The organism is Variovorax sp. 350MFTsu5.1 (assembly GCF_048302515.1).
GTDB lineage: Bacteria > Pseudomonadota > Gammaproteobacteria > Burkholderiales > Burkholderiaceae_C > Variovorax > Variovorax guangxiensis.
In genome coordinates this window covers 3,549,382-3,571,073 of the sequence record NZ_CP157620.1, presented here as the reverse complement: position 1 = coordinate 3,571,073, position 21,692 = coordinate 3,549,382, and the positions used below count along the sequence as shown (strand labels likewise).

20 protein-coding genes are annotated in these 21,692 nt (G+C 68.4%); 12 read left to right on the top strand and 8 right to left on the bottom strand.

Annotated elements, in window-relative coordinates; all coding sequences use genetic code 11:
- Positions 1 to 108: 108 nt before the first annotated feature.
- From ABL843_RS16190 to ABL843_RS16180, 3 genes are all read left to right on the top strand, one after another.
- Complete coding sequence (locus ABL843_RS16190; RefSeq protein WP_418116482.1) at positions 109 to 1,011, top strand: LysR substrate-binding domain-containing protein; 903 nt, start codon at positions 109 to 111, stop codon at positions 1,009 to 1,011.
- A 303-nt stretch (positions 1,012 to 1,314) separates the two neighbouring features.
- Entirely contained in the window at positions 1,315 to 1,563 is a 249-nt protein-coding gene (locus tag ABL843_RS16185) for a hypothetical protein (protein WP_126020122.1), read from the top strand.
- A gap of 21 nt (positions 1,564 to 1,584) precedes the next feature.
- Positions 1,585 to 1,857, top strand: coding sequence for a general secretion pathway protein GspL (locus ABL843_RS16180; RefSeq protein WP_240650500.1), 273 nt, complete (start codon positions 1,585 to 1,587; stop codon positions 1,855 to 1,857).
- 10 nt (positions 1,858 to 1,867) lie between these two features.
- On the opposite strand, the gene ABL843_RS16175 is transcribed toward ABL843_RS16180, so the two are convergent.
- The gene (locus tag ABL843_RS16175; protein WP_418116481.1) at positions 1,868 to 2,599 is read right to left on the bottom strand and encodes a hypothetical protein; all 732 of its coding nucleotides are present in this window, start codon (positions 2,597 to 2,599) and stop codon (positions 1,868 to 1,870) included.
- Between the two features lie 98 nt (positions 2,600 to 2,697).
- Here ABL843_RS16175 and ABL843_RS16170 point away from each other — a divergent pair, with 98 nt between their 5' ends.
- Together ABL843_RS16170 and ABL843_RS16165 are read left to right on the top strand one after the other, a co-directional pair.
- Positions 2,698 to 3,201: an N-acetyltransferase family protein gene (locus tag ABL843_RS16170; RefSeq protein WP_418116480.1), complete on the top strand. Its 504-nt coding sequence runs from the start codon at positions 2,698 to 2,700 to the stop codon at positions 3,199 to 3,201.
- Between the two features lie 137 nt (positions 3,202 to 3,338).
- On the top strand, positions 3,339 to 3,539 hold the full coding sequence (locus ABL843_RS16165; protein ID WP_126020114.1) for a hypothetical protein: 201 nt from the start codon (positions 3,339 to 3,341) through the stop codon (positions 3,537 to 3,539).
- Positions 3,540 to 3,596: 57 nt separating this feature from the next.
- On the opposite strand, the gene ABL843_RS16160 is transcribed toward ABL843_RS16165, so the two are convergent.
- Together ABL843_RS16160 and ABL843_RS16155 are read right to left on the bottom strand one after the other, a co-directional pair.
- Positions 3,597 to 5,120, bottom strand: coding sequence for a serine hydrolase domain-containing protein (locus ABL843_RS16160; RefSeq protein ID WP_418116479.1), 1,524 nt, complete (start codon positions 5,118 to 5,120; stop codon positions 3,597 to 3,599).
- A gap of 132 nt (positions 5,121 to 5,252) precedes the next feature.
- Positions 5,253 to 6,179 (bottom strand): LysR substrate-binding domain-containing protein, encoded by a 927-nt coding sequence (locus tag ABL843_RS16155; RefSeq protein ID WP_418116478.1) that lies wholly within the window; start codon positions 6,177 to 6,179, stop codon positions 5,253 to 5,255.
- 99 nt (positions 6,180 to 6,278) lie between these two features.
- On the opposite strand from ABL843_RS16155, the gene ABL843_RS16150 reads away from it, so the two are divergent.
- Together ABL843_RS16150 and ABL843_RS16145 are read left to right on the top strand one after the other, a co-directional pair.
- The gene (locus ABL843_RS16150; RefSeq protein WP_418116477.1) at positions 6,279 to 6,992 is read left to right on the top strand and encodes an FMN-dependent NADH-azoreductase; all 714 of its coding nucleotides are present in this window, start codon (positions 6,279 to 6,281) and stop codon (positions 6,990 to 6,992) included.
- Between the two features lie 31 nt (positions 6,993 to 7,023).
- Entirely contained in the window at positions 7,024 to 7,434 is a 411-nt protein-coding gene (locus tag ABL843_RS16145) for a PaaI family thioesterase (protein WP_418116476.1), read from the top strand.
- Positions 7,435 to 7,440: 6 nt separating this feature from the next.
- Here the strand turns inward: ABL843_RS16145 and ABL843_RS16140 are convergent, their stop codons facing one another.
- On the bottom strand, positions 7,441 to 7,881 hold the full coding sequence (locus ABL843_RS16140; protein WP_184637741.1) for a carboxymuconolactone decarboxylase family protein: 441 nt from the start codon (positions 7,879 to 7,881) through the stop codon (positions 7,441 to 7,443).
- Between the two features lie 108 nt (positions 7,882 to 7,989).
- Here ABL843_RS16140 and ABL843_RS16135 point away from each other — a divergent pair, with 108 nt between their 5' ends.
- Positions 7,990 to 9,435, top strand: a complete 1,446-nt coding sequence (locus ABL843_RS16135; protein ID WP_418116475.1) for a PLP-dependent aminotransferase family protein — start codon at positions 7,990 to 7,992, stop codon at positions 9,433 to 9,435.
- 154 nt (positions 9,436 to 9,589) lie between these two features.
- Positions 9,590 to 12,355 (top strand): diguanylate cyclase domain-containing protein, encoded by a 2,766-nt coding sequence (locus ABL843_RS16130; protein ID WP_418116474.1) that lies wholly within the window; start codon positions 9,590 to 9,592, stop codon positions 12,353 to 12,355.
- Positions 12,356 to 12,393: 38 nt separating this feature from the next.
- On the opposite strand, the gene ABL843_RS16125 is transcribed toward ABL843_RS16130, so the two are convergent.
- Positions 12,394 to 13,584: an MFS transporter gene (locus ABL843_RS16125; RefSeq protein ID WP_418116473.1), complete on the bottom strand. Its 1,191-nt coding sequence runs from the start codon at positions 13,582 to 13,584 to the stop codon at positions 12,394 to 12,396.
- Positions 13,585 to 13,678: 94 nt separating this feature from the next.
- Here ABL843_RS16125 and ABL843_RS16120 point away from each other — a divergent pair, with 94 nt between their 5' ends.
- The gene (locus ABL843_RS16120) at positions 13,679 to 14,641 is read left to right on the top strand and encodes a LysR substrate-binding domain-containing protein (protein WP_418116471.1); all 963 of its coding nucleotides are present in this window, start codon (positions 13,679 to 13,681) and stop codon (positions 14,639 to 14,641) included.
- Here the strand turns inward: ABL843_RS16120 and ABL843_RS16115 are convergent.
- The 3 genes from ABL843_RS16115 to ABL843_RS16105 form a co-directional block, all read right to left on the bottom strand.
- A complete protein-coding gene (locus ABL843_RS16115) occupies positions 14,590 to 15,360 on the bottom strand; it encodes a fumarylacetoacetate hydrolase family protein (RefSeq protein ID WP_418116470.1) in 771 nt (256 codons plus the stop codon). The genes ABL843_RS16120 and ABL843_RS16115 overlap by 52 nt on opposite strands.
- A gap of 30 nt (positions 15,361 to 15,390) precedes the next feature.
- Positions 15,391 to 16,368, bottom strand: coding sequence for a Bug family tripartite tricarboxylate transporter substrate binding protein (locus tag ABL843_RS16110; protein WP_126020094.1), 978 nt, complete (start codon positions 16,366 to 16,368; stop codon positions 15,391 to 15,393).
- 83 nt (positions 16,369 to 16,451) lie between these two features.
- Positions 16,452 to 17,693: a pyridoxal-phosphate-dependent aminotransferase family protein gene (locus tag ABL843_RS16105; protein WP_369662254.1), complete on the bottom strand. Its 1,242-nt coding sequence runs from the start codon at positions 17,691 to 17,693 to the stop codon at positions 16,452 to 16,454.
- Between the two features lie 121 nt (positions 17,694 to 17,814).
- On the opposite strand from ABL843_RS16105, the gene ABL843_RS16100 reads away from it, so the two are divergent.
- Together ABL843_RS16100 and ABL843_RS16095 are read left to right on the top strand one after the other, a co-directional pair.
- Positions 17,815 to 18,510, top strand: a complete 696-nt coding sequence (locus ABL843_RS16100) for a GntR family transcriptional regulator (protein WP_126020090.1) — start codon at positions 17,815 to 17,817, stop codon at positions 18,508 to 18,510.
- Between the two features lie 46 nt (positions 18,511 to 18,556).
- Complete coding sequence (locus ABL843_RS16095; protein WP_418116468.1) at positions 18,557 to 21,637, top strand: FAD-binding and (Fe-S)-binding domain-containing protein; 3,081 nt, start codon at positions 18,557 to 18,559, stop codon at positions 21,635 to 21,637.
- Positions 21,638 to 21,692: the final 55 nt, after the last annotated feature.

Below are 21,692 nucleotides of genomic sequence, written 5' to 3'. Positions count from 1 at the left end.
TGGATGAAGAGAATTCAGCTGTCTGCCTGGCATGGAGAGAAATTTATCGGCGCACCGCCAAGGCGACAAACGACGATTTCTTTGCGTTGCTGAAAAATAAATTCATCCATGGCCAACCTTCGCCAACTCCCTCCGCTGGCGGCGCTGCGCGCCTTCGAAGCCGCCGCGCGGCATTGCAGCGCCAAGCTCGCGGCCAACGAGCTCTCGGTGACGCCCACGGCCATCAGCCACCAGGTGCGCCAACTGGAGGATTCGCTGGGCGTGGCGCTCTTCATCCGCCAGCCGAGGCAACTGGTGCTCACGTCGCAGGGCAGGGAACTTCAGGCGGTGCTCGGCGAAGCGTTCAACGCGATGGCGAATGCCGTTGCGCGGCTGCGAGCGCCACCTGAGCGCATGGCCATCACGCTGTCGACCACCCCGGCGGTCGCGGCGCGATGGCTGCTGCCGCGCGTGAGCACGCTGCGCGCGCTGCATCCGCGGCTCGACCTGCGCATTCACGCGTCGCACGACGCGGTGGCGCTCGATGGCGTCACGGCCGACCTCGCGATCCGCTACGGACGCGGGCAGTGGCCGGGCATGGTGTCTGAAAAGCTGTTCGACAACGTCTTCGCGCCCGCGTGCAGCCCCGCGCTCAAGCTGCGCCGCCCCGGCGAACTGGTGCGACACACGCTGCTGCACTTCACGGTGCCCGGCAGCAAGAGCCAGCCCGGCACATGGGCCGCGTGGCAGCAGGAAGCGCAGGTGCCGGGCCTCGACGTGTCGGCGGGGCCGGTGTTCTCCGACGAGACGCACACGGTGTGGGCCGCGCTGCAGGGGCAGGGCGTCGCGCTGATGAGCCTGGCGCTGATCGCGGACGAGCTGCGCGCGGGCAATCTCGTGCAGCCCTTCGGCCCGGAACTGCCGGGGTTGCCGTTTCATCTCGTCTGCCCCCAGGCCCGGCGCGACGAACCCGCCGTGGCGGCGGTGTTCGAGTGGGTGAGGGAGCTTCAGCCGCCCGGCGCGAATGGCTGACTTCGCGTGCAATGACTTTCGACACTGGTGGCGGCCGGTCCGGGCTTCTAGAGTCCGCGCGAGGATCGGGCGGTGCCTTGCGGTGTACCGGTTGTTAACTATTACGCAGGCCGTCGAGCTTTGTTCGCCGGGCCTCTTCTCACGCGCGAGGTTCGCGCAGTAATCCCTTAGCCCGGCCGGATCCTTTCCTTAACCTTCGGACACTTTCTTTGATGAAGGTCAGAAAAGGTTGCCCCGAAGCAGCCGGCCTTCTTCAGCGGACCCCATGCATATACGCGAGATATCGCGAAGAGGAGGACAGTCATGCGAACCCCGTTCCTGCGCGAAGGCAGCCCGGACGAACCAACCTCGGTGCCCGGGCGCGGCGCGGCGCTCAGGGCGCTGCTGCCGGTCGTGATGTGCTTCGCCGCCGCAGTGGGGTTCGTGCTGATGGCGCTGTTCGTCCAGAACATCGTGGCGGCATCGGTGTTCACCACGGCCGCCATCGTGTTCCTTGGGATCGGGCTGATCCTCGGCCTGAGCATGTGGGTCTTTCCGGGCCTGCCGCGCTAGATGCCCGGGCGGGAAGAAAGCATGGCCGGCAAGCCTGGCACGGCTCCCATCCTTCGCATCGGCAGCTGGCGCCTGACCTTCATCGGCGCTGCGATCGGGCTGCTGATCGTGCTGGCCGTGCTCATGAAATGGATTGTCGAACTGCAGGTCGAGGCCGCGCAGGAGCGGCGCCTGAGCGAAGCCGTCGCGCGCGAGGCTGCGGCACGCTGCCATGAGAGGACGCCGCTTCAGGCGGTCAGGGAATGCCTGGCCGAGCTTGCCGCCGGCGCTGCCGCTCGTCCGCAGGAGCGCTGAGCGAAGCCGGTCAGTCGTCGCTGATCCACTGGCCGGAAGCCGGGTGCACGACGGCGGATTTGCCGCCCAGCATGAGCGACTCCTCGTCGGGTTGCGCCGGGTTCTGTGCGGCCACGTCGAACTCGATCCGCAGTGCCTTCGCCACGGAGGCGTCCTCGATAGGCAGCTCCCATGTCAGGAAGACCAGGTTGCAATCCGTGCCCTCCGCGAAGTCGGCCGCGTCGAAGCCGCTGCTGCCGCGCCGGATCACGGCATGAGGCTGGCCGGTGTCGAAGATCGCCACCGTGCCTCGCCTCAGCGGAATGCGCCGGTCCGCGAAGGGGAAGTGCAGGTCCAGTCCCTTGTCCTCGCTCATGAAGAGATTGCAGAACGCCGCGAAGCCGTACCGGGTGCCGTCGTGGTGGTACGTCGCACCGCGGCAGGCCATCAGGGCGATGTCGCTGGAGGCCAGCACCCCGGGCAGGCTCTGCGCCTGCGCCCAGTCGGACGCGGCCTGGACGCAGAGCCGGTAGTCCGGCCAGCGCGCGCGGGCCCGTGCGAGGGGCAGGGGCTCCACGTCTCCGAGCTCCAGCGCGAGCTGCGAGGAAATCTCCCGGTCCCAGTCGGCGAGCAGGCGAGCGGGAGGCATGGGCACGTCCACCATGCCGGTCAGCACGACCTCGCTCACGCTGCGGCTGCGGAGCAGTTCGCCGCTTCGGAAGAAGGCGGTTGGCGCGGGGTGCGATGAGGTGGGGTGGTTCATCGGAGGGCAGTGTAGTGAGGGTGCTCTGCGGGCTGACCGCTCCAACCGTGCCTTGATAGCATCGCCGCTTTTGGCCGTGGGCCTGCCTGGGACTTCCAATGCGCGTTGACCTTGTCTCCGAAGCTCAGTACGAGTCGCTGATCGACCTGCTGTGCGAGCTGCATGCCTACTACAACGACGGTGCCGAGGTCGCGCAGGAGATCGTGAGAGAGCATCTGACCGCGAACCTGCTGGCTGCCGGGTCGTCCCAGCGCCTTGTCGTGGCGGAGGACGAGCGCGGGACGGTGATCGGCCTTGCCGCCATCTCGCTGGTGTATTCGCTCGTCGATTTTTCTCCCGATCTGCGCAGGCATTGCCAGTTGAAGGAGCTCTACGTTCGCTCGTCGCACCGAAGCCACGGGGCGGGCAGGGCGCTGATGGCATGGGTGGCCAGGTACGCGGCAGCGCACGGATGCGCCCGCATCGACTGGCCGGTCAAGGCCTCAAACCTCATGGGTATCGCTTTCTACGAGAGCCTGGGGGCGAAGCGAGTCATCGAAAGGCTCAGCTACAGGCTTTCCGGGCCTGCATTGGGCGAGCTTGCCGGAAGCCTCGATCGCTGACGCGACCCCTCGATTCTCGAAAGCACGGCATGAGGAAAGTACGTGTTGTCTGGGCTCAGAAAATACCCTTAGGAATATTTGAGTACCAAAGAGTTAACATTTGGAGCAACATCAAGCAGACGAGGAGGCAGCACCCCATGGAGACATATCCGACCCTGAGGCAGGCCACAGGCGTGGCCCGCACCCTGAGCAAGCACTCGTCCTGCACCATGGTGGTCTACCGCGTGACGGAGGAAAAGTTCGTGACCGCGCATCCGTCCGACACGGTCAACGGAACCATCGAGGCCGTCTACCGTGATGGCTATGTGGTGCCGACGCTGCTGAGCAAGACGCGCTGAGACGAAGCCGGACACCAGCTCGAGTTGCAGGCCTCCTTCGGGAGGCCTTTCTTCATTTCACGACGACGCGGGCACCGCCTGCATCAGCAGCGTCAGTGCCTTGCGCAGGCTCGGGACCGACGAGCTTTCGCCCTTGTCGAAACCCAGGCGCACCACCACGAGGTCGTGCGAGGGAACGATCAGCACCACCTGCCCGCCGGCGCCGAGCATGTAGTAGGCCGAGGTCGGCACCGGCCATGTGCTCGTTCCGTTGAGCCAGAAGAAGCCGCCGTAGATCGGGCGCTTGTCGGCCGCCCAGGTCGGCGCGAGCGTGCTCACGAACCTGACGAAGCCCTCGGGCAGGATGCGCTCGCCGTTCCACACGCCGTCCTGCAGGTACAGGTTGGCCAGGCGCGACCAGTCGCGTGCCGACATGAAGTCGTAGCCCTGTCCCATGAAGTTGCCGTAGGGGTCGGTCTCCAGCGTCATCGTGCGGATGCCGATCTTGTCGAACAGGTTTCTCTGTGGGAACGACAGGTATTCCTCGCCGCGTTTTTCCACGGCCAGCCGGATCAGGTAGTTCGCCAGCACTGGGTCGGTGTTGCGATAGCGGCCGATGGTGTTGGGCGGCCATTGCTGTGGCCGCGTGGCCGCGTAGTTGAAGATGTTGATGCGGCCCGTGTAGAAGTAGACGTGGTCGGGGTAGGTGCCGTTGGGATCGAAGTCCGGGTCGTCGGGCGCCTTGATGCGCAGGCCGCTCGACATGTGGAGGATGTCGGAGATCCTGATTTCCTTGCGCTTGTCGTCCGCACCTTGCCATTCCGGAATGGGCGCGCGCTGGTCGAGCTGGTATTCGCCCTGTTTCATCAGCACGCCCATCATGGTCGCGGTCACGCTCTTGCCCATCGACCACGACTCCAGCGGCGTGCCCGGGCCGATGCCGTTCATGTAGCGCTCGCCGACGATGCGCCCCTTGTGCGTGACCACGAAAGCCGCCGTGTAGGCCTCGGGCAGCTCGAAGGCCGCGTCGACCGCCTGGCTCACCTTCGCGGTGTCGATGCCGGGCGGAGTGCCGCCAGGCATGACGTCGCCCATGGGCCATGCCTGGGTCGACGCGTCGGGCAGGGCGCTCTTGACCGCCACCGGCGTGAAGAACACGTCGTCCCTGCCCGGCGGCAGCGTGATGCAGCCCTGCGAGCCGTAGTAGCGGGCCGTCAGCGTCGGGCCGTTGGGAATGGTGATGCGGACTTCCTTCTTCGCGCGGTCGACCACCGGCGTGCCGACCTTCTTGCGCTGCGCGTAAGGGCCGGTGAAGTAGCCCACGCTCTCGGCCGCGACGGCGGGGTCGAGCCCGGTGATGAAGGCTGCCGAGCACATCGCCTTGGCGTAGCCCGAGGTGTTGTGCTCCAGCGGATCGCCCGGCGGCGGCACGTACGGCGTGTTGAGTTCGTAGCTCCTGGCGCGCGCGATGAGGGCTTCGCGCGCCGGCAGTTCGGGTGTGTTCGTGGCGGGCGGCGTGGTTCCGCCGGTGCCCAGTCCTATGCCTATTCCTCCACCTCCGCCGCCGCCCCCACCGCCGCCTCCGCATGAGGCCAAAACCATTACAAGAAGCGCGCCTGTCGCAATGGCAACGGGCACGCCGGCAAACCTCTTCATAGGGGGCTCCTCGCTTAGTTGTTGCCGGAGTCTGCGCGAAACCGGTAACAGACTGCAAGCCCGGTCTTCAGATTCCGCTCAGGCTGCGGAGGCCTGCGATGCGATCCACTCCCACACGGCGCGTAACGCCGGCTCGTCTTCCCTGCCGTTCGCAACGGCAAGAAAGTAGCTGCCCGTGTCCAGCGCAGGCCCGAAGGGCTGCACCAGCGCGCCGCTGCGGAGTTCCTCGGCCGAGAGCGTGAGGCTCAGCAGCGCCACGCCGTGCCCGGCGAGCGCGGCCAGCATGGCGTGCGTCTCGTCGGAGAACGACAGGCCCGATGCCGTCATCGCGCGCCCCCTCGGCGGCGCGATACCGGCTTCGCGGAACCAGCGCGGCCACACGGCTGGGGCGAGCGCCTGCGGCTGCCAGTCGCAGTGGATCAGCCGGTGCTTCGGCAGATCGGCCGCGTCCTTCAGGCCGAGCATCGGGCTGCACAGCGGCGCGTAGCGCTCGGGCATCAGTTCGCGCGACACCAGCCCCGGCCAGTTTCCGTTGCCGGAGCGCACCGCGATGTCCGCCTCGCCGCGCGCCAGGTCGACCAGCGTGTCGCTCGCATGCAGCCGCAGTTCCACACCGGGGCAGGCCTTGCGGAAGGCATCCATGCGCGGCAGCACCCAGCGCGCGGCGAAGGCGGTGTTGGTGCTCAGGGTCACGGCCTGCGAGGCGGAAGGGCGGCGCAGCCTGTCGACACCGGCCTCCAGCAGGTCGAAGCCTGTGCGCAGGTCGTCGAAGAGGCGCTGGCCAGCAGGCGTCAGCGCAAGCTGGCGCGTGAGGCGGCGAAAAAGCGGCTGGCCCAGCGCGTCTTCGAGCGCGCGCACCTGGTGGCTGATGGCCGATGGAGTCACCGAGAGCTCCTGCGCAGCCCGCTGGAAGCTCAGGTGTGCGGCCGCGGCCTCGAAGGCGCGCAGCGAGAGCAGCGGAGGCAGACGGCGCGGCGTGCGGACAGGTGAGCCAATCTCGTTCATCGGTGGAGAAATGTTCGTTTGTGAAGCTGGCTCCTGAAACCTAGATTCAAGGCCTGCGCTCCATTCTGGCAGCGCGAAACGAAAGAAGGAAACTCATCCATGACGAACGCGACCATGAACATCCTCCACATCGACGCCAGCGCCCGGCCGGGCCGTTCCGACACCGACCTGCACGGCTCGCACACCCGCCGCCTTTCCGCGCGCTTCGTCGAACGCTGGCTCGAGGCGCGGCCCGGCGACCGCGTCGATTACCTCGACGTGGGCCAGCAGCCGCCCGCGCACGTCAGCGGCCGCTGGATCCACGCGGCCTTCACGCCGCCCGCCGCACGCGAGCCCTGGATGGCGCAGGTGCTCGCCGAGAGCGACCGGCTGGTCGACCAGCTCGTCGCGGCCGACCTGATCGTGGTGGGCCTTCCCATGTACAACTTCAGCGCGCCCGCGCAGTTCAAGGCGTGGATCGACAACATCGTGCGCGTGGGCCGCACCTTCGGATTCGACCGCTCGCGCGGCGCGGTGCCGTACTGGCCGATGCTGGCGGACGCGGGCAAGCGCGTGGTGCTGCTGGGCGCGCGCGGCGACCACGGCTACGACGCGGGCGGGCGCATCGCGCATCTCAACCACACCGAGAACAGCGTGCGCTCGGCCCTGGGCTACATCGGCATCACGGAGGTATACGAGGCAGCGGTGGAGTCCGACGAGTTCGGCGGCGATCAGCTCGCCCAGTCGATCCGGCGCGTGGAGCAACGGGTGGACGCTCTGGTGGATGCGCTGCTGGAGCCTGCTGACACCACGCTGTCAGCAGCCGCGGCCTAGGATTTCTCGCTCCACTTCCGGAGCGAAAAAAATGGTGCCCGACGTCCCCCGGTTGGAGCGCTTTCCGCGTCCACCCACCGCCGAACTCTTCAGCCAGCGCGTGCTGGATTTCGACAGAGCCAAGGGCTCGATCCGCCTGAGCTTCGTCGCCACCGACGCCTTCCTCAACCCCGCGGGCGCGGTGCAGGGCGGCATCCTGGCCGCGATGCTCGACGACACGATGGGGCCGGCGCTGTGGGTGCTGAACGGCGAGGAGACCTGCTCGGTCACCATCGACCTCAGCGTGTCCTTCCTGGCTGCCGCGAAGCCCGGCCTGCTGTACGGCGAGGGCCGCGTGGTGCAGCGGGGCAGGACGATCGCCTTTCTCGAAGCCCGGTTGAGCGATGCCGGCGGCCGCATCGTGGCGCGTTCCACGGCCAGCGCGCGCATCGTGAAGGGTTGATCCCGGTCAGTCCGCCAGCTGCTTGCGGAAGCCGATCGACAGCCGGTTCCAGCTGTTGATGGCGTTGATCGCCATCGTCAGGTTGACACGTTCCGCCTCGCTGAAATGGGCGGCCAGCGCTTCGTAGGCCTCGTCGGGCGCGTGGGTGAGCGACACCTGCGTCAGCGCTTCGGTCCAGGCCAGCGCTGCGCGCTCGCGTCCGGTGAAGAGCGGCGTTTCGTGCCACACGCACAGGGTGGCCAGGCGGCGTTCGGTTTCGCCGGCCTTGCGCAAGTCGGCCGAGTGCAGGTCGATGCAGTAGGCGCAGCCGTTGATCTGCGAAGCGCGCAGCTTGACCAGGTCGAGCAGCTTCGGCTCCAGGCCGAGTTTGCCGATGGCCGCTTCGAAGCCGATCATGGCCTTGAGCGCGTCGGGAGAAGCCTTGTAGAAGTCGAGGCGGGATTGCATGGCGCGGGTTCCTTCAATGGGTTGAGTGGTTCAATGCAGCCTCGATGCTAGGAGCGAGGGGCGTCGCCGCAGGCGGCCAATCCGGGGCATTCGCAGGAGACCAATCCCATGGAGTTGCACGTCGTCATCGAAGGCGACAAGGACCTGGCCGGCCAGCTGTACCGGCAGTTGAAGGAGGCCATTCGCAGCGGCCGGCTTGCGGCGGGCGAGAAGCTGCCGCCGTCGCGCCTCTTCGCCCAGCAGTTGGGGCTGTCGCGCAAGACGGTGTCGGAGGCCTACGCCCGCCTGAGCTTCGAAAAGCTGCTCACGGGCCGCGTCGGCAGCGGCACCTTCGTGGCCCAGGACGCCGCCCGCAAGCCGGGCGCGGCAGCCACGCGGGCGCTGGCCGGGGGCGCCATGGTCGAGCACTGGCGCGGCATGAGCACACCGCTGCGGCACCCCGCGCCGGCTGGCAGCGCGCGCTACGAATACATCGGCGGTGCTCCCGCGCGCGATCTTTTTCCGCACGCGGACTGGCGCCGCTGCATGCTGCATGCGCTGCGGCAGGGCGCCCGCTCGCGCGGGCTGTACGGCGAGGCCGAGGGCCTGCCGGAGCTGCGCGACGCCATCGCGCGGCACGCGAGCTTTTCCAGGGGCGTGCGCTGCGTCGCGGCCGACATCCTCGTGACCAACGGCGCGCAGCAGGCGCTGGACCTGGTCGCGCGGGTGCTGGTCGAGCCGGGGAGCACGGTCGCGATGGAGGAGCCGGGCTATCCGCCGGCACGGCTGCTGCTGGCCGGGCAGGGCGCGAAGGTGGTGGGCATACCGGTCGATGGCGAAGGGCTGGTGGTTGAGCGCATTCCCGACGGAACGCGGCTGATCTACGTGACGCCCGCGCACCAGTTCCCGCTGGGCATGCCGATGAGCGAGGCGCGCCGCAAGGCACTGCTGAAGCGGGCCGACGAACTGGGCGCCATCGTCATCGAGGACGACTACGACAGCGAATTCCGCTACGAGGGCCGCCCGGCCGACTCGCTGCACGGCATGGATGCCAACGGCCGCGTGGTCTTCGTCGGCACCTTCTCGAAGACGCTGGCGCCCGATCTGCGGCTGGGCTACCTGCTCGCGCCGCCCGACGTGCTGGAGGCAGCCGCCACGGCCAAGTACCTGAGCGACTGCCACACCGCGACGCCGGCGCAGTCGGCACTGGCGAAGTTCATCGCCGACGGTGACCTCAACAGGCACATCCGGCGCTGCCACGCAGCCTATGCGCCGCGACGCGAGCGCATCGTGCGGCGCTTCGCGGAAGATCTTTCGCCGTGGTTCGAGCTGGTGCCGATCTCGGCCGGAATCCACATGGCGGCGCTGTGCAGGCCCGGAAAAGGGGACCGGATCGACATGGACCAGCTGGTGCGGTTGGCGCGCCGGGTCGACGTGGGGCTGTATCCGCTGGCGCCGTTCTTCCATTTCTCGCCCCCTCGGGCGGGGCTGATGCTGGGGTTCGGCGCCATCGGCGAGGCCGACATCGACCCGTCGCTGGACCGGGTACGAGACGTGCTGTTGCAAATGGAATGAATCCGGCGGCGCCCGCGCCGCGTAAACCCGGTATCTTCCGCCGCAACCCGAACCCACCGATACTCAGAGACGGGAAACATTCGCGCCGCCGGCAACGTACCGGCCCCGAGCAAGTTCAATGAATCAAACAGGTCCCTCGAAATTCCGGTTCGGATTGCACACACGCCTGAGCCTGGGCGTGGCGGCGGTGGTCCTGCTGGCCACCTTCGCGATCGCCACCTTCGCACTGCACCTTGTCAAGAGCAGCATGCGCGCCTCGATCGCGTCCGAGGAGTTCGCCCGGGTGGACGCCATCGCCGACGCGATCGACCAGAAATTCGGCAGCCGCCGCATCCTGCTGCAGACCTTCAGCGGCAGCGTCGAGGCCCAGGACTTCCAGGGCACGGCGGCGCTTCAGACCTTCGTGGAGAAGCATCCCTCGCTGCGCCAGGCCTTCGACAACGTCGCCTTCCTCGACATGGACGGCAACCTCGTGGCCAACCTCAACGGCGCGCAGGCGATCGGCAAGGTGAACGTCAAGGACAGGCCCTATTTCCAGCAGACGGTCGCCTCCAGGACGGGCCTGGTGTCCGAGCCCTACCGCAACCGGCTCAACGGACTGGCGCAGGTGGCCATCACCGAGCCCGTGTTCGACAGCACCGGGCAGGTGCGCTTCGTGATCTCCGGCGCCATCAACCTGAAGGACCGCAGCGTGCTGGGCACGCTCGCCGACGTGAAGTTCGGCAAGACCGGCTACCTGTTCGTGACCACGGTGGACGGCATCGTGGTCGACCACCCGAACGCCTCGCGCATCCTGAATCACGTCCAGCCCAACGGCAGCGGCGGCGACGCCCAGATCCTCCGCGCGATGGCCGGCTTCCAGGGCTCCAGCGAAGGCGTCAACGAGGCCGGGGTGCCCAGCCTCTACGCCTTCGACCGCATGGTGCAGGCGAACTGGATCGTCGGGGCGATGTATCCGCGCAGCGAGGCCTTCGCGAGCATCAACGCCATCGAGCGCGGCGCCTGGATCGGCGCGCTCGCGCTCGCGCTGTGCGCCGGCGCGCTGACGCTGGCCGTGGTGCGCCGCCAGCTCACCCCGCTGGCGGAACTGCACCGTCACATGCAGTCCACCCAGCAGGCGCCCTCCGGCGGGGACGAAGGGACGCCCGTGGCGCAGCGGCGCTACCCCGCCGACGAGATCGGCGACCTCTCGCGCACCTTCGACGAGCTGATGGAGCAGCGGCGCGCCATCGAGCGCAGCCTGGCCCACAGCGAGGCGCAGGTCCGCATCATTGCCGACAGCATTCCGGCGATGGTGTCGCACGTCGACGCGTCGCTGCGCTACACCTTCGTCAATGCACACGTGCGGGCGCTGCACCGCGGCAACGGGCCGCTCGTCGGCCGCCTGATGCCCGACGTGCGCGGCCCGGCCGACTTCGCGGTCGTGGAGCCGCACTTCATGCGCGCGCTGGCCGGCGAGACCGTGATCCTCGAGAAATCGGGCGACCCGGCGCTGGGCATCGGCGACCGCACCTTCAAGGCGCACTACATTCCCGACCTCGACGCCCAGGGCAGGGTGTGCGGCGTGTTCTCGATGACCTTCGACATCACCGAGGAGGTCAACATTCGCCGCGCGCTGAGCGAACAGGAAACCCGCCTGCGCGACGTGACCGACAGCATCCCGGCGCTGGTCGGCTACTTCGACCGCCAGCAGAACTGCCATTTCGCGAACATCCGCGCGCGGCAGATGGCCGGCCTGGGCGAGAAGTCGGCGCTGCAGGGCACCACGCTGCGCTCGGCCCTGGGCAGGACGATCTATTCCCAGCTCAAACCGTACCTTCCGGTCATGTTCTCGGGCAAGAAGGTGCGCTTTCCGGTGCGCGCGCCGCTGCACGGCCGCCAGGGCTATTTCCAGGTCAACCTGATTCCCGACAAGAACCTGCGCGGCGAAGTGGTGGGCTTCTACCTGATGTCCTTCAACATCACGGCGCTGAAGGAAGCAGAGCTGCGCCAGGCCGAGAGCGAGCTGCGGCTGCGCGCCATCACCGACAACATGCCGGCGCTCATCACCTACATCGACCGCGAGGAGAAGATCACCTTCGCCAACGCCACCAGCCGCGAGTGGCTCGGGCTCGATCCGGCGCAGGTGCTGGGGCGCCACGTGCAGGAGGTGTCGGGCCGCGAGGTGTACGTGTCGCGCCAGCCGATGCTGGCGCGCGCGCTGGCGGGCGAGCGGGTGGAGTTCGAGGCGCGCATGCAGCTCGCGGGCAGCGAGCGCATCACGCAGGTCATCTACGTGCCCGACGTGCGTACCGACGGCGTGACGCACGGCATCTTCTCGCTGGCGCTGGACATCACGGCGCTGAAGGTGGTGGAGCACAAGCTCATCGAGCTGGCGCGGCTGGATACGCTCACCGGCCTGCCCAACCGGCTGGCCTTCAACGAGTACCTGCCCGACGCGGTGCTGCGCAGCCAGCTCACCGGCCATGCGATGGCCCTGATGTTCCTCGACATCGACCACTTCAAGGCCATCAACGACACCATGGGCCACGCGGTGGGTGACGCCGTGCTTTCCGAATACGCGCGGCGGCTGCAAGGCTGCGTGCGCGGCACCGACATGGTCGCGCGGCTGGCCGGCGACGAATTCGTGCTGGTGCTGGAGGGGCTGGGCACGCCGGAGGCGGCCGCCATCGTCGCGGAGAAGATCGTGGACCGCGTCCACACGCCGCCCTTCGTGGTGGACGGCCAGCGCGTCGACGTGACGACGAGCATCGGCATCGCCTTCCACCGCGCGAGCGGCTCGTCGGCCACGGCCGAGGAGCTGCTGGCGCGCGCGGACGTCGCGCTCTACAACGCCAAGGCGGCGGGGCGCGACAGGTTCGCGTTCTTCATGCAGTCCGGCGGCTCGCACAGCGGCTCGCCGACGCGGCTGGAGCACTGAGCCGGCGCTTCTGTTGCTCGGCTCGAGTGCTGGAAGACTCAGGCCCGGGCCGAAGCGCAGTCGGCCAGCGCGTCGCGCGGCTCGCGCCTGTCGAGCGCGCGGCTCCACAGCGCGATGGCCAGGCCCACCAGCGTGAGCAGCGCGGCCACCCAGCCCAGCGCGCGCAGGCCGGGGCCATGGTCGATCACCACGCCGCCGACCCAGGCACCAAGTGCGTTGCCGAGATTGAAGGCCGCGATGTTCAGGCTCGAAGCCAGGTTCTGACCGGCGCCCGAAGCCTTCTCCAGCACCCGCAGCTGCATCGGCGCCACGGTGGCGAAGGAGGCCACGCCCAGCAGTCCGACGAACACCACTGCGGTGAAAGGCGTGCCGATGGTGAACTGCATTGCGCCGAGCACCACCGCCAGCGCCACCAGCGTGCCGAACACGGCGGCCATCGGCGCCCGGTCGGCCAGCTTGCCGCCGAGCAGGTTGCCGACCGCGAGGCCGCCCCCGAACACCAGCAGGATCGGCGACACGGCCGATTCCGACAGGCCCGTGACCTGCGTGAGCAGCGGCTGGATGTAGGTGTAGACCACGAACACGCCTGCGAAGCCGAGCACCGTCATCGCCAGGCCGAGCAGCACCTGCGGACGCGCAAGCACGCCCAGCTCCTCGCGCAGCGGCGCGGCCTTGGCCTCTTCCTTCACGCGGGGAACGAACACCGCGAGCACCGCGAACGCCAGCACGCCGATCGCCGTCACGGCCCAGAAGGTAGAGCGCCAGCCGAAATGCAGCCCCAGCCATGCACCGGCGGGCACGCCGAGCAGCGTGGCGGCAGTCAGGCCGGTGAACATGATCGCGATGGCCGAGGCGCGGCGTTCCGGCGCCACCAGCCCGGTGGCGACCACCGAGCCGACGCCGAAGAAGGTGCCGTGCGCCAGCGAGGTGATGACGCGCGCGGCCATCAGCATTTCGTAGTTGGGCGCGAGGGCACAGGCGAGGTTGCCGAGCGTGAAGATCGCCATCAGCGCGAGCAGCACCGTCTTGCGCGGCAGCTTGCGGGTGGCGATGGTGAGCACGGGAGCGCCGACCGCGACCCCTAGGGCGTAGCCCGAGATCAGCAGGCCGGCGGCCGTGATGGAGACGTGAAGATCCGTCGAGACCTGCATCAGCAGGCCCATGATGACGAACTCGGTAGTGCCTATTCCGAAGGCACCAGCGGTGAGGGCAAGTAGAGCGATTGGCATGATGCCCTGTACTGTGAGGACGAATGCCATCGATGACTAGAATGCCACGGCTACATAGACTTGTGACTTGAAGTCACATAACTGAGGAGGAGCCATGCCGCGCATCGAGGTCAACCGCTCCGGCGAAATGGAAGCCTTCGTGCAGGTGGTGGAGTCGGGCGGCTTCTCGTCCGCCGCGCGCCTGCTGGGCATGACGCCTTCGGCCGTGAGCAAGCTGGTGGCGCGGCTCGAGCTGCGCCTGGGCATACAGCTGGTGCACCGCTCGACGCGCAAGCTGCAGCTCACGCCCGAGGGCACGGAGTTCTACGAGCGCAGCCTGCGCGTGCTGGCCGACATGGACGAGGCCGAGCGCTGCGCCGCGGCCGGCGCCGCGCCTCGCGGGCGGGTGAGCATCAACGCCAGCGTCTCATTAGGCCACCACAAGCTGGTGCCTCTGGTGCCGCGGCTGCTCGAGATGCACCCGCAGATCACGCTCGACATCGCGCTGACCGACCGCATCGTCGACCTGATGGACGAGCGCGCAGACATCGCGATCCGCTGGGGCCAGTTGCCGGCGTCGGACCTTGTCGCGCGCAGGCTGGGTGAAACCAGCCAGGCCATCGTCGCCGCACCTGACTACCTCGCCAAGTACGGCACGCCGCGCACGCCGCAGGAGCTGCAGGCGCACAACCGCCTTGGCTGGAGCTACCGGCGCAACACGCCCGACTGGCCGCTGCGCGTGGACGGCCGCATGCAGTGGCTGCCCGTTGCCGGCCCGGTGCGCGCGGGCGACGGCGAAACGCTGCGCCAGTTGGCCATCGCCGGGGCGGGTGTGGCGCGGCTGTCGCTGTACCACATACAGCACGACATCGACGCTGGCCGGCTGGTGCCGCTGCTGGAGGAATTCAATCCGGCCGAGGTGGAGCCGATCCACGCGGTCTACATCGGCAAGGCCGGCACGCTGCCCGCGCGGGTGCGGGCGGTGCTCGACTTCCTGGTGGCCTGCTCGGGCGTGGGAGGCGGGCGCTACACGATCAAGCGCACGGCGCCGACGCCGGGAAACTCGGCCGTCACCTGATCGCCGCGCCGGCAGGGCAGCACGCCCACCCATGAGCCCGTGGTGACGACGGTGCCGGCCGGCGCCGTCCGCCCGTTGCGCGTGATGTGGCGCAGCCAGATCGGCAGCAGCCACGCCGGATCGGCCAGGGGGTGCGTGCCTTCGCGCACTACCACTTCGGCATTGCCAATCTTTGTCTCGCAGCGCTGCGAGGCCCAGTCGACGGCGGCGAAAGGTTTCCACTCGCCGAGCACGAGCGCGCCGTGCACCTGCGAGTCGGCCAGGCGCAGCAGGGCGGGCGTGGAGGGGAGGTCCTGCCAGCGTGCATCGACGATTTCCACTGAAACCGCCATGGCGTCGATCAGCGCTGCCGAGTTCTCGTGGTCGAGCGTCGCAGCTCGCGCGGGCGTCACGTCCTGGCCGAGCCGCAGGGCGATCTCGGCCTCGATGCCGGGCGTGTGGAAGACGAGGTCGCTGAAATCCGCCGGGCTCTGCCGCACGCCTTCAGGCGGCAGCGGCGCATGCGTGAGCGTCGCGCTTCGCGAGCCGCCGCCCGACTTCCATGCGCGGGGCACCGGCTGGCTCTCGAACCAGCCGAGCGCCGACGCAACGGCGTCCTGCACTTCATAGGCCTGTGCCGCGGTTTCGAGTGTGTCGAGCCAGGGCGTGGCGTCGAGGGTGCGGTTGCCGCGGCGCGCGGCCACGAGTGCGTCGGTGAGGGCGGTCTGGGATGAATTCATCTTCCGGATCTTCTCAGCAAAGCAGGCCCTTCAGGTCTCGACGTGAACGTTGCCGTCCTTCACCACCTTCGCCCACTTGGCAATCTCCGTGCTGATGAACTGCCTGAACTTGTCCTGCGAGCCGCCGCCGTCCTCCGCGCCGTAGGTGTCCAGCCGCTCCTGCACGTCGGGCATCGCCAGCACGGTGTTCACGTCGCGGTTCACCTTCTGCGCGATGGACGCGGGCAGCTTGCCCGGGCCGGCGAGGCCGTACCAGGTGGTGGCCTCGAAGCCCTGGAAGCCTTGCTCCTGCATGGTCGGCACGTTGGGGTGGCCCTTGGCGCGCTTGGTGCGCGTCTGCGCCACGGCGAGCACGCGGCCGTTCTTCACGTGCGGCGTGGCGGCGGTCATGGTCTCGAAGCTGTACTGGATCTGCCCGCCCATCAGGTCTGCCAGCAGCGGGCCGCTGCCCTTGTAGGGCACGTGCAGCGCATCGACGCCGCCTTGCAGCTTGAACATCTCCAGCGCCAGGTGCTGCGCCGAGCCTGCGCCGGCCGAGCCGAAGCTCAGCGTGCCGGGCGCGGCCTTGCAGGCGGCGACGATGTCCTTCACCGAGAGCGCCTTCTGCGCCGGGTTGGCGATCAGCAGGTTGGGCGTGACGCCCACCAGCACGATGGGCACGAAGTCGCGCTCCACGTTGTAGCGCAGCTTGGGCTGAAGGCTGGGCGCGAGCGCGTGGCTGTTGATGTGGGCCATCAGCAGCGTGCTGCCGTCGCTGGGCTGCTGCGCCACGTAGTCGGCCGCGAGCACGCCGGCCACGCCGCCCTTGTTCTCGACGATCACCTGCTGGCCCCACATCGTGGTGAGCTTCTGCGCGACCACGCGGGCCAGCGCGTCGGTGCCGCCGCCGGGCGGAAAGCCGACAACGATGCGCACCGGCCCCGTGGGCCACTCCTGCGCGAAGAGCCGGGGCACGCCCAGCGTGGCGGCCGCGGCGCCCGCAGCCTGGATCAACGAACGTCTCTGCATCTTCCTTGTCTCCGTCGTGGGTGGGGAATCCGATGCGCGCCGGCCGCGCCGTATACCTGTGCAGCGCCGATGGCGCTGCGTGCCTATGCGGCCTTCTGCAGCGCGGCCGGTGCCGTGTGGCTCGAGAAGTGGTCCATGGCGGCCTGCACGCCGCTGCCTGCCAGCTTGATGCCCGCGAGCTTCATGCCCATTTCGACACCGGCGACCATGGCCACCAGCGTCAGGTCGTTGCTGTCGCCCAGGTGGCCCATGCGGAACATGCGGCCCTTGAGCTTGCCCAGGCCGGTGCCCAGCGAGAGATCGAAGCGCTGGTGGATCAGCCGGCGCAGCGCGTCGGCGTCCACGCCCTCTGGCGTGATCACGCCGGTGAGCACGGGCGAGTACACGGCCGGGTCGGCGCACTGGACCGGCAGGCCCCAGGCGTTGACGGCGGCGCGCACGCCGGCGGCCCAGCGCTGGTGGCGCGCGAACACGTTGTCCAGGCCTTCGCCGAGGATCATGTCCAGCGACTCCGAGAGGCCGTAGAGCAGGTTGGTGTTGGGCGTGTAGGGCCAGTAGCCGTCCTTGTTCATCTCGACGATCTCGTCCCAGGCCCAGAAGGCCTTGGGCAGCTTCGCGTGCTTCGCGGCTTCGAGCGCGCGCGGCGAAAGCGCGTTGAAACTGATGCCCGGCGGCAGCATCAGACCCTTCTGCGAGCCGCTGACGCACACATCCACGCCCCATTCGTCATGGCGGTAGTCGGCGCTGGCAAGGCCCGAGATGCTGTCGACCATCAGCAGGGCGGGGTGGCCCGCGGCGTCGATGGCCTTGCGCACCGAGGCGATGTCGGAGGTGACGCCGGTGGAGGTCTCGTTGTGCACCACGCACACGGCCTTGATCTTCTTCTCGGTGTCCTTGCGCAGGCGGGCCTCGATGAGATCGGCCTGCACGCCGCGGCGCCAGCTCGGCGCGTTTGGCAGCTGCGAATCGGCGCCTTGCCAGGCGAGGAACTCGGTGGACAGGCCCAGGCGCGTGGCCATCTTCTGCCACAGCGAGGCGAAGTGGCCGGTCTCGTACATGAGCACGTGGTCGCCCGGGCTCAGCGTGTTGGCGAGCGCGGCCTCCCAGGCGCCGGTGCCCGAGGCGGGGTAGATCGCGACCGGGTGCTTCGTCTTGAAGATCTGCCGGATGCCGCCCAGCACCTTCAGCCCGAGCGTGCCGAATTCGGGCCCGCGATGGTCGATGGTAGGCAGGCTCATGGCCCGCAGGATGCGGTCGGGCACGGGGCTCGGACCGGGAATCTGGAGAAAGTGGCGGCCGGTGGGGTGGATGTCGAGTTGCAGCATGAACGCTCCTTTCGCGTTCAGTTTTGCATTCAAAATTCATTTTCGCTTGATGGTTTACCCTTATTCGCCAAGGTTGTGGGTCCTGTTTTTTGCATTCAAAATGCATTCAAGGGACAAAACTATGACCGCCGAAATCATCGAAATCTCCAGGCTTGCACTCCACGACCAGGTGGCCGCGCGCCTGCGCACCATGCTGGTCGAAGGGCTCATCGCACCCGGCGCCAAGCTCAACGAACGCGAGCTGTGCCTGCAACTGAACGTGTCGCGCACGCCGCTGCGCGAAGCCATCAAGCTGCTCGCGGCCGAAGGGCTGGTCGACCTGCTGCCCAACCGGGGCGCTGTGGCGGTGAAGCTCACCGAGGCCGACGTGCTCGACACCTTCGAGGTGCTCGCCATGCTCGAAGGCATGTCGGGCGAGCTGGCGGCACGGCGCATCACCGACGAAGAGCTTGCCGAGGTGCGCGCGCTGCACTACGAGATGCTGGCCTGCTTTGCGCGGCGCGATCTCTCGGGCTACTACAGGCTGAATGCGCGCATCCACACCGCGATCAACGAGGCGGCGGCGAACCCGGTGCTGTCGAACACCTACCGCTCCATCAACGCCCGCGTGCAGTCGCTGCGCTTTCGCACCAACCAGAACGAGGCGAAGTGGAAGCATGCGGTCGAGGAGCACGAGCAGATGATCGACGCGCTCTCCAAGCGCGACGCCGAGGCCATGCGCAAGGTGCTCGTGTCGCACGTGCTGCGCAAGCGCGACACGGTGCTGGAGCTGCTGCGTGCCGGCGAGATCTATCCACCGGCCAAATCAGCCAAGTAAGGCGGCCGAGTAAATCGGCCAAGTCCGTCAAAGCGACCTGATCACCATGCGCATCGACCCCGCCAGCCACATGCAGCCAGCCGGAACTGTTCTTCCGCCCAATGAAGCCTGCGAGCTGCTCGCGCGCCGCCTGCGCGCCGAGACGCAGGGCGAGGTGCTGTTCGACGACGCCTCGCGCGGGCGCTACGCCACCGACGCGTCGATCTACCAGATCACACCCGTCGGCGCCTTCGTGCCCACGAACGAGCGCGACATCGCGACCGCCATCGACATCGCCCGCGACCTGAAGGTGCCGGTGCTCGCGCGCGGCGGCGGCACCAGCCAGTGCGGGCAGACCACCGGCGCAGCGCTGGTGATCGACAACAGCAAGCACTTCCGCCGCGTGCTCGACGTGAACGTGGAGGCGGGCACGGCCACGGTCGAGCCCGGCCTGGTGCTCGATCACCTCAACGCGCAGCTGAAGCCCCACGGGTTCTGGTACCCGGTGGACGTGTCGACCAGCGCGCAGGCCACGCTGGGCGGCATGGCGGGCAACAACTCCTGTGGCTCGCGCTCCATCGCCTACGGGAACATGGTGCACAACGTGCTGGGCGCGAGCGCGTGGCTGTCGAACGGCGAGCTCGTCGACTTCGGCACCGTGGGTTCGCTGGGTGTGCGCGCGGCGGGCATCGCGCAGTTCGTGCGCAGCCTCGCGCGGCAGCACCGCGAGGCGATCGCCGAGAACTGGCCCAAGGTCATGCGGCGCGTGGCGGGCTACAACCTCGACATCTTCGACAACCAGAGCGAGCGGCCCTACACGGCCGACGGCAGCGTGAACCTGGCGCACCTGCTGATCGGCTCCGAAGGCACGCTGGCGTACACCCGCAGCCTGACGCTCAAGCTCGCGCCGCTGCCGCGCGCCAAGGTGCTGGGAATCGTCAACTTCCCGACCTTCCATGCCGCGATGGACTCGGCCCAGCACATCGTGAAGCTCGGGCCCACGGCGGTGGAGCTGGTCGACCGCACGATGATCGAGCTGAGCCTGGCCAACCCGGCCTTCAAGCCGACGGTCGAGACCGCGCTGATCGGCAAGCCGGCAGCGATCCTGCTGGTGGAGTTCTCGGGCTCCGACAAGGCTTCGCTGCTGCCGCAGCTGAAGCAGCTCGTCGAGCTGATGGGCGACCTCGGCCTGCCCGGCAGCGTGGTCGAGATGCCCGACGAGGCACGGCAGAAGAACCTCTGGGAGGTGCGCAAGGCCGGCCTCAACATCATGATGAGCCTCAAGGGCGACGGAAAGCCCGTGAGCTTCATCGAGGACTGCGCCGTGCCGCTGGAGCACCTGGCCGAATACACCGACGCGCTGACCGAGGTGTTCGCGAAGCATGGCAGCCGCGGCACCTGGTACGCGCATGCCTCGGTGGGCACGCTGCACGTGCGGCCGATCCTCGACATGCGCACCGACGGCGCCGCGAAGATGCGCGCCATCGCCGAGGAGGCGAGCGAGCTGGTGCGCAGGTACAAGGGCGCGTTCAGCGGCGAGCACGGCGACGGGCTGTGCCGCGGCGAGTGGATCGAATGGCAGTTCGGCCCGGCCATCAACGAGGCCTTCCGCGCCATCAAGCGCAAGCTCGACCCCATCGACCTTTTCAACCCCGGCAAGATCATCGATCCGCCGCGCATGGACGACGGCGCGCTGTTCCGCTTCGCGCCGCCCACCGCGCCCAAGCCCTATCGCCGCATCGAGCTCAAGCCCGTGCTCGACTGGTCGGCCTGGAACGTCGACGCCGACCCCGTGACCGAGGTGACCACCGCGCCCGGCACCGGCGGCGACAGCACCGGCGGCCTGGCCAAGGCCGTGGAGATGTGCAACAACAACGGCCACTGCCGCAAGTTCGACGCCGGCACCATGTGCCCCAGCTACCGCGTGACGCGCGACGAGCAGCACCTCACGCGCGGACGCGCCAACACGCTGCGGCTGGCGCTGTCGGGCCAGCTCGGCCCCGACGCCTTCACCAGCGAGGCCATGCACGAGACCATGGACCTGTGCGTGGGCTGCAAGGGCTGCAAGCGCGATTGCCCGACGGGCGTGGACATGGCGAAGATGAAGGTCGAGTTTCTCGACCACTACAAGAAGCGCCACGGCCACACGCTGAAGGACAGGCTGGTGGCGGGCCTTCCCGACTACGCCCACAAGGCCAGCCGCTTTCCCTGGCTGCTGAACCTGCGCAACAGCGTGCCCGGCGCCGCATGGCTGGGCGAGAAGCTGCTGGGCTTCTCGGCGAAGCGCTCGCTGCCCGAATGGCGCGGCGACACCTTCTGGCGTGCGCGTGCCAACGAGCCGGGCCTGTTCGTCGAACGCGAGGTGGCGCTGTCGATCGCGCGGCGCGGCGGCAAGGCAGCGGTGCTCTTCGTCGACACCTTCAACGGCACCTTCGAGAGCGAGAACGCCTTCGCAGCCGCACGCGTGCTGCAGGCGGCGGGCTATGTGCTGCACACGGTCGAGAAGGGCGGCGGTGGGCATCACTGCTGCGGCCGGACCTTCCTGGCCAGCGGCATGGTCGACGAGGCCAAGAGCAAGGCCGAGGCGCTGATCGACGCGCTGCTGCCGCTGGCGCGCGCGGGCGTGCCCATCGTCGGACTCGAGCCTTCGTGCCTGCTCACGCTGCGCGACGAGGCGCTGGTGATGGGCTTCGGCGAGAAGGCCGAGTTGGTGGCGAAGCATGCGCTGCTGTTCGAGGAATTCATCGCCCGCGAGCTCAAGCAGGGCCGCTTCGAGCTGCCGCTGAAGCCGGCCGAAGCGCCCATCCTGCTGCACGGCCACTGCCACCAGAAGGCCTTCGGCGCGGTGAGCCCGGTGATGGAGGTGCTCAAGCTCATTCCCGGCGCACAGCCCGAGCTCATCGAAAGCTCCTGCTGCGGCATGGCCGGCAGCTTCGGCTACGAGGCCAGCCATTTCGAGGTGTCGATGAAGATGGCCGAGGCCAGCCTGCTGCCCGCCATCCGCGCGAAGCCGGGTGCCATCGTGGTGGCCGACGGCACAAGCTGCCGCCACCAGATCGGCGACGGGGCGCAGCGCGAGGCGGTGCACGTGGCGGTGCTGCTGGAGCGGCACCTGCTGCATACAGACCCGGTGGCCGAAGCGGGTTGAGCGGCCGGCGCCTGCAGGCCGGCGGCGGCTGCCGCAGAATAGGCCCGCCTGCCGC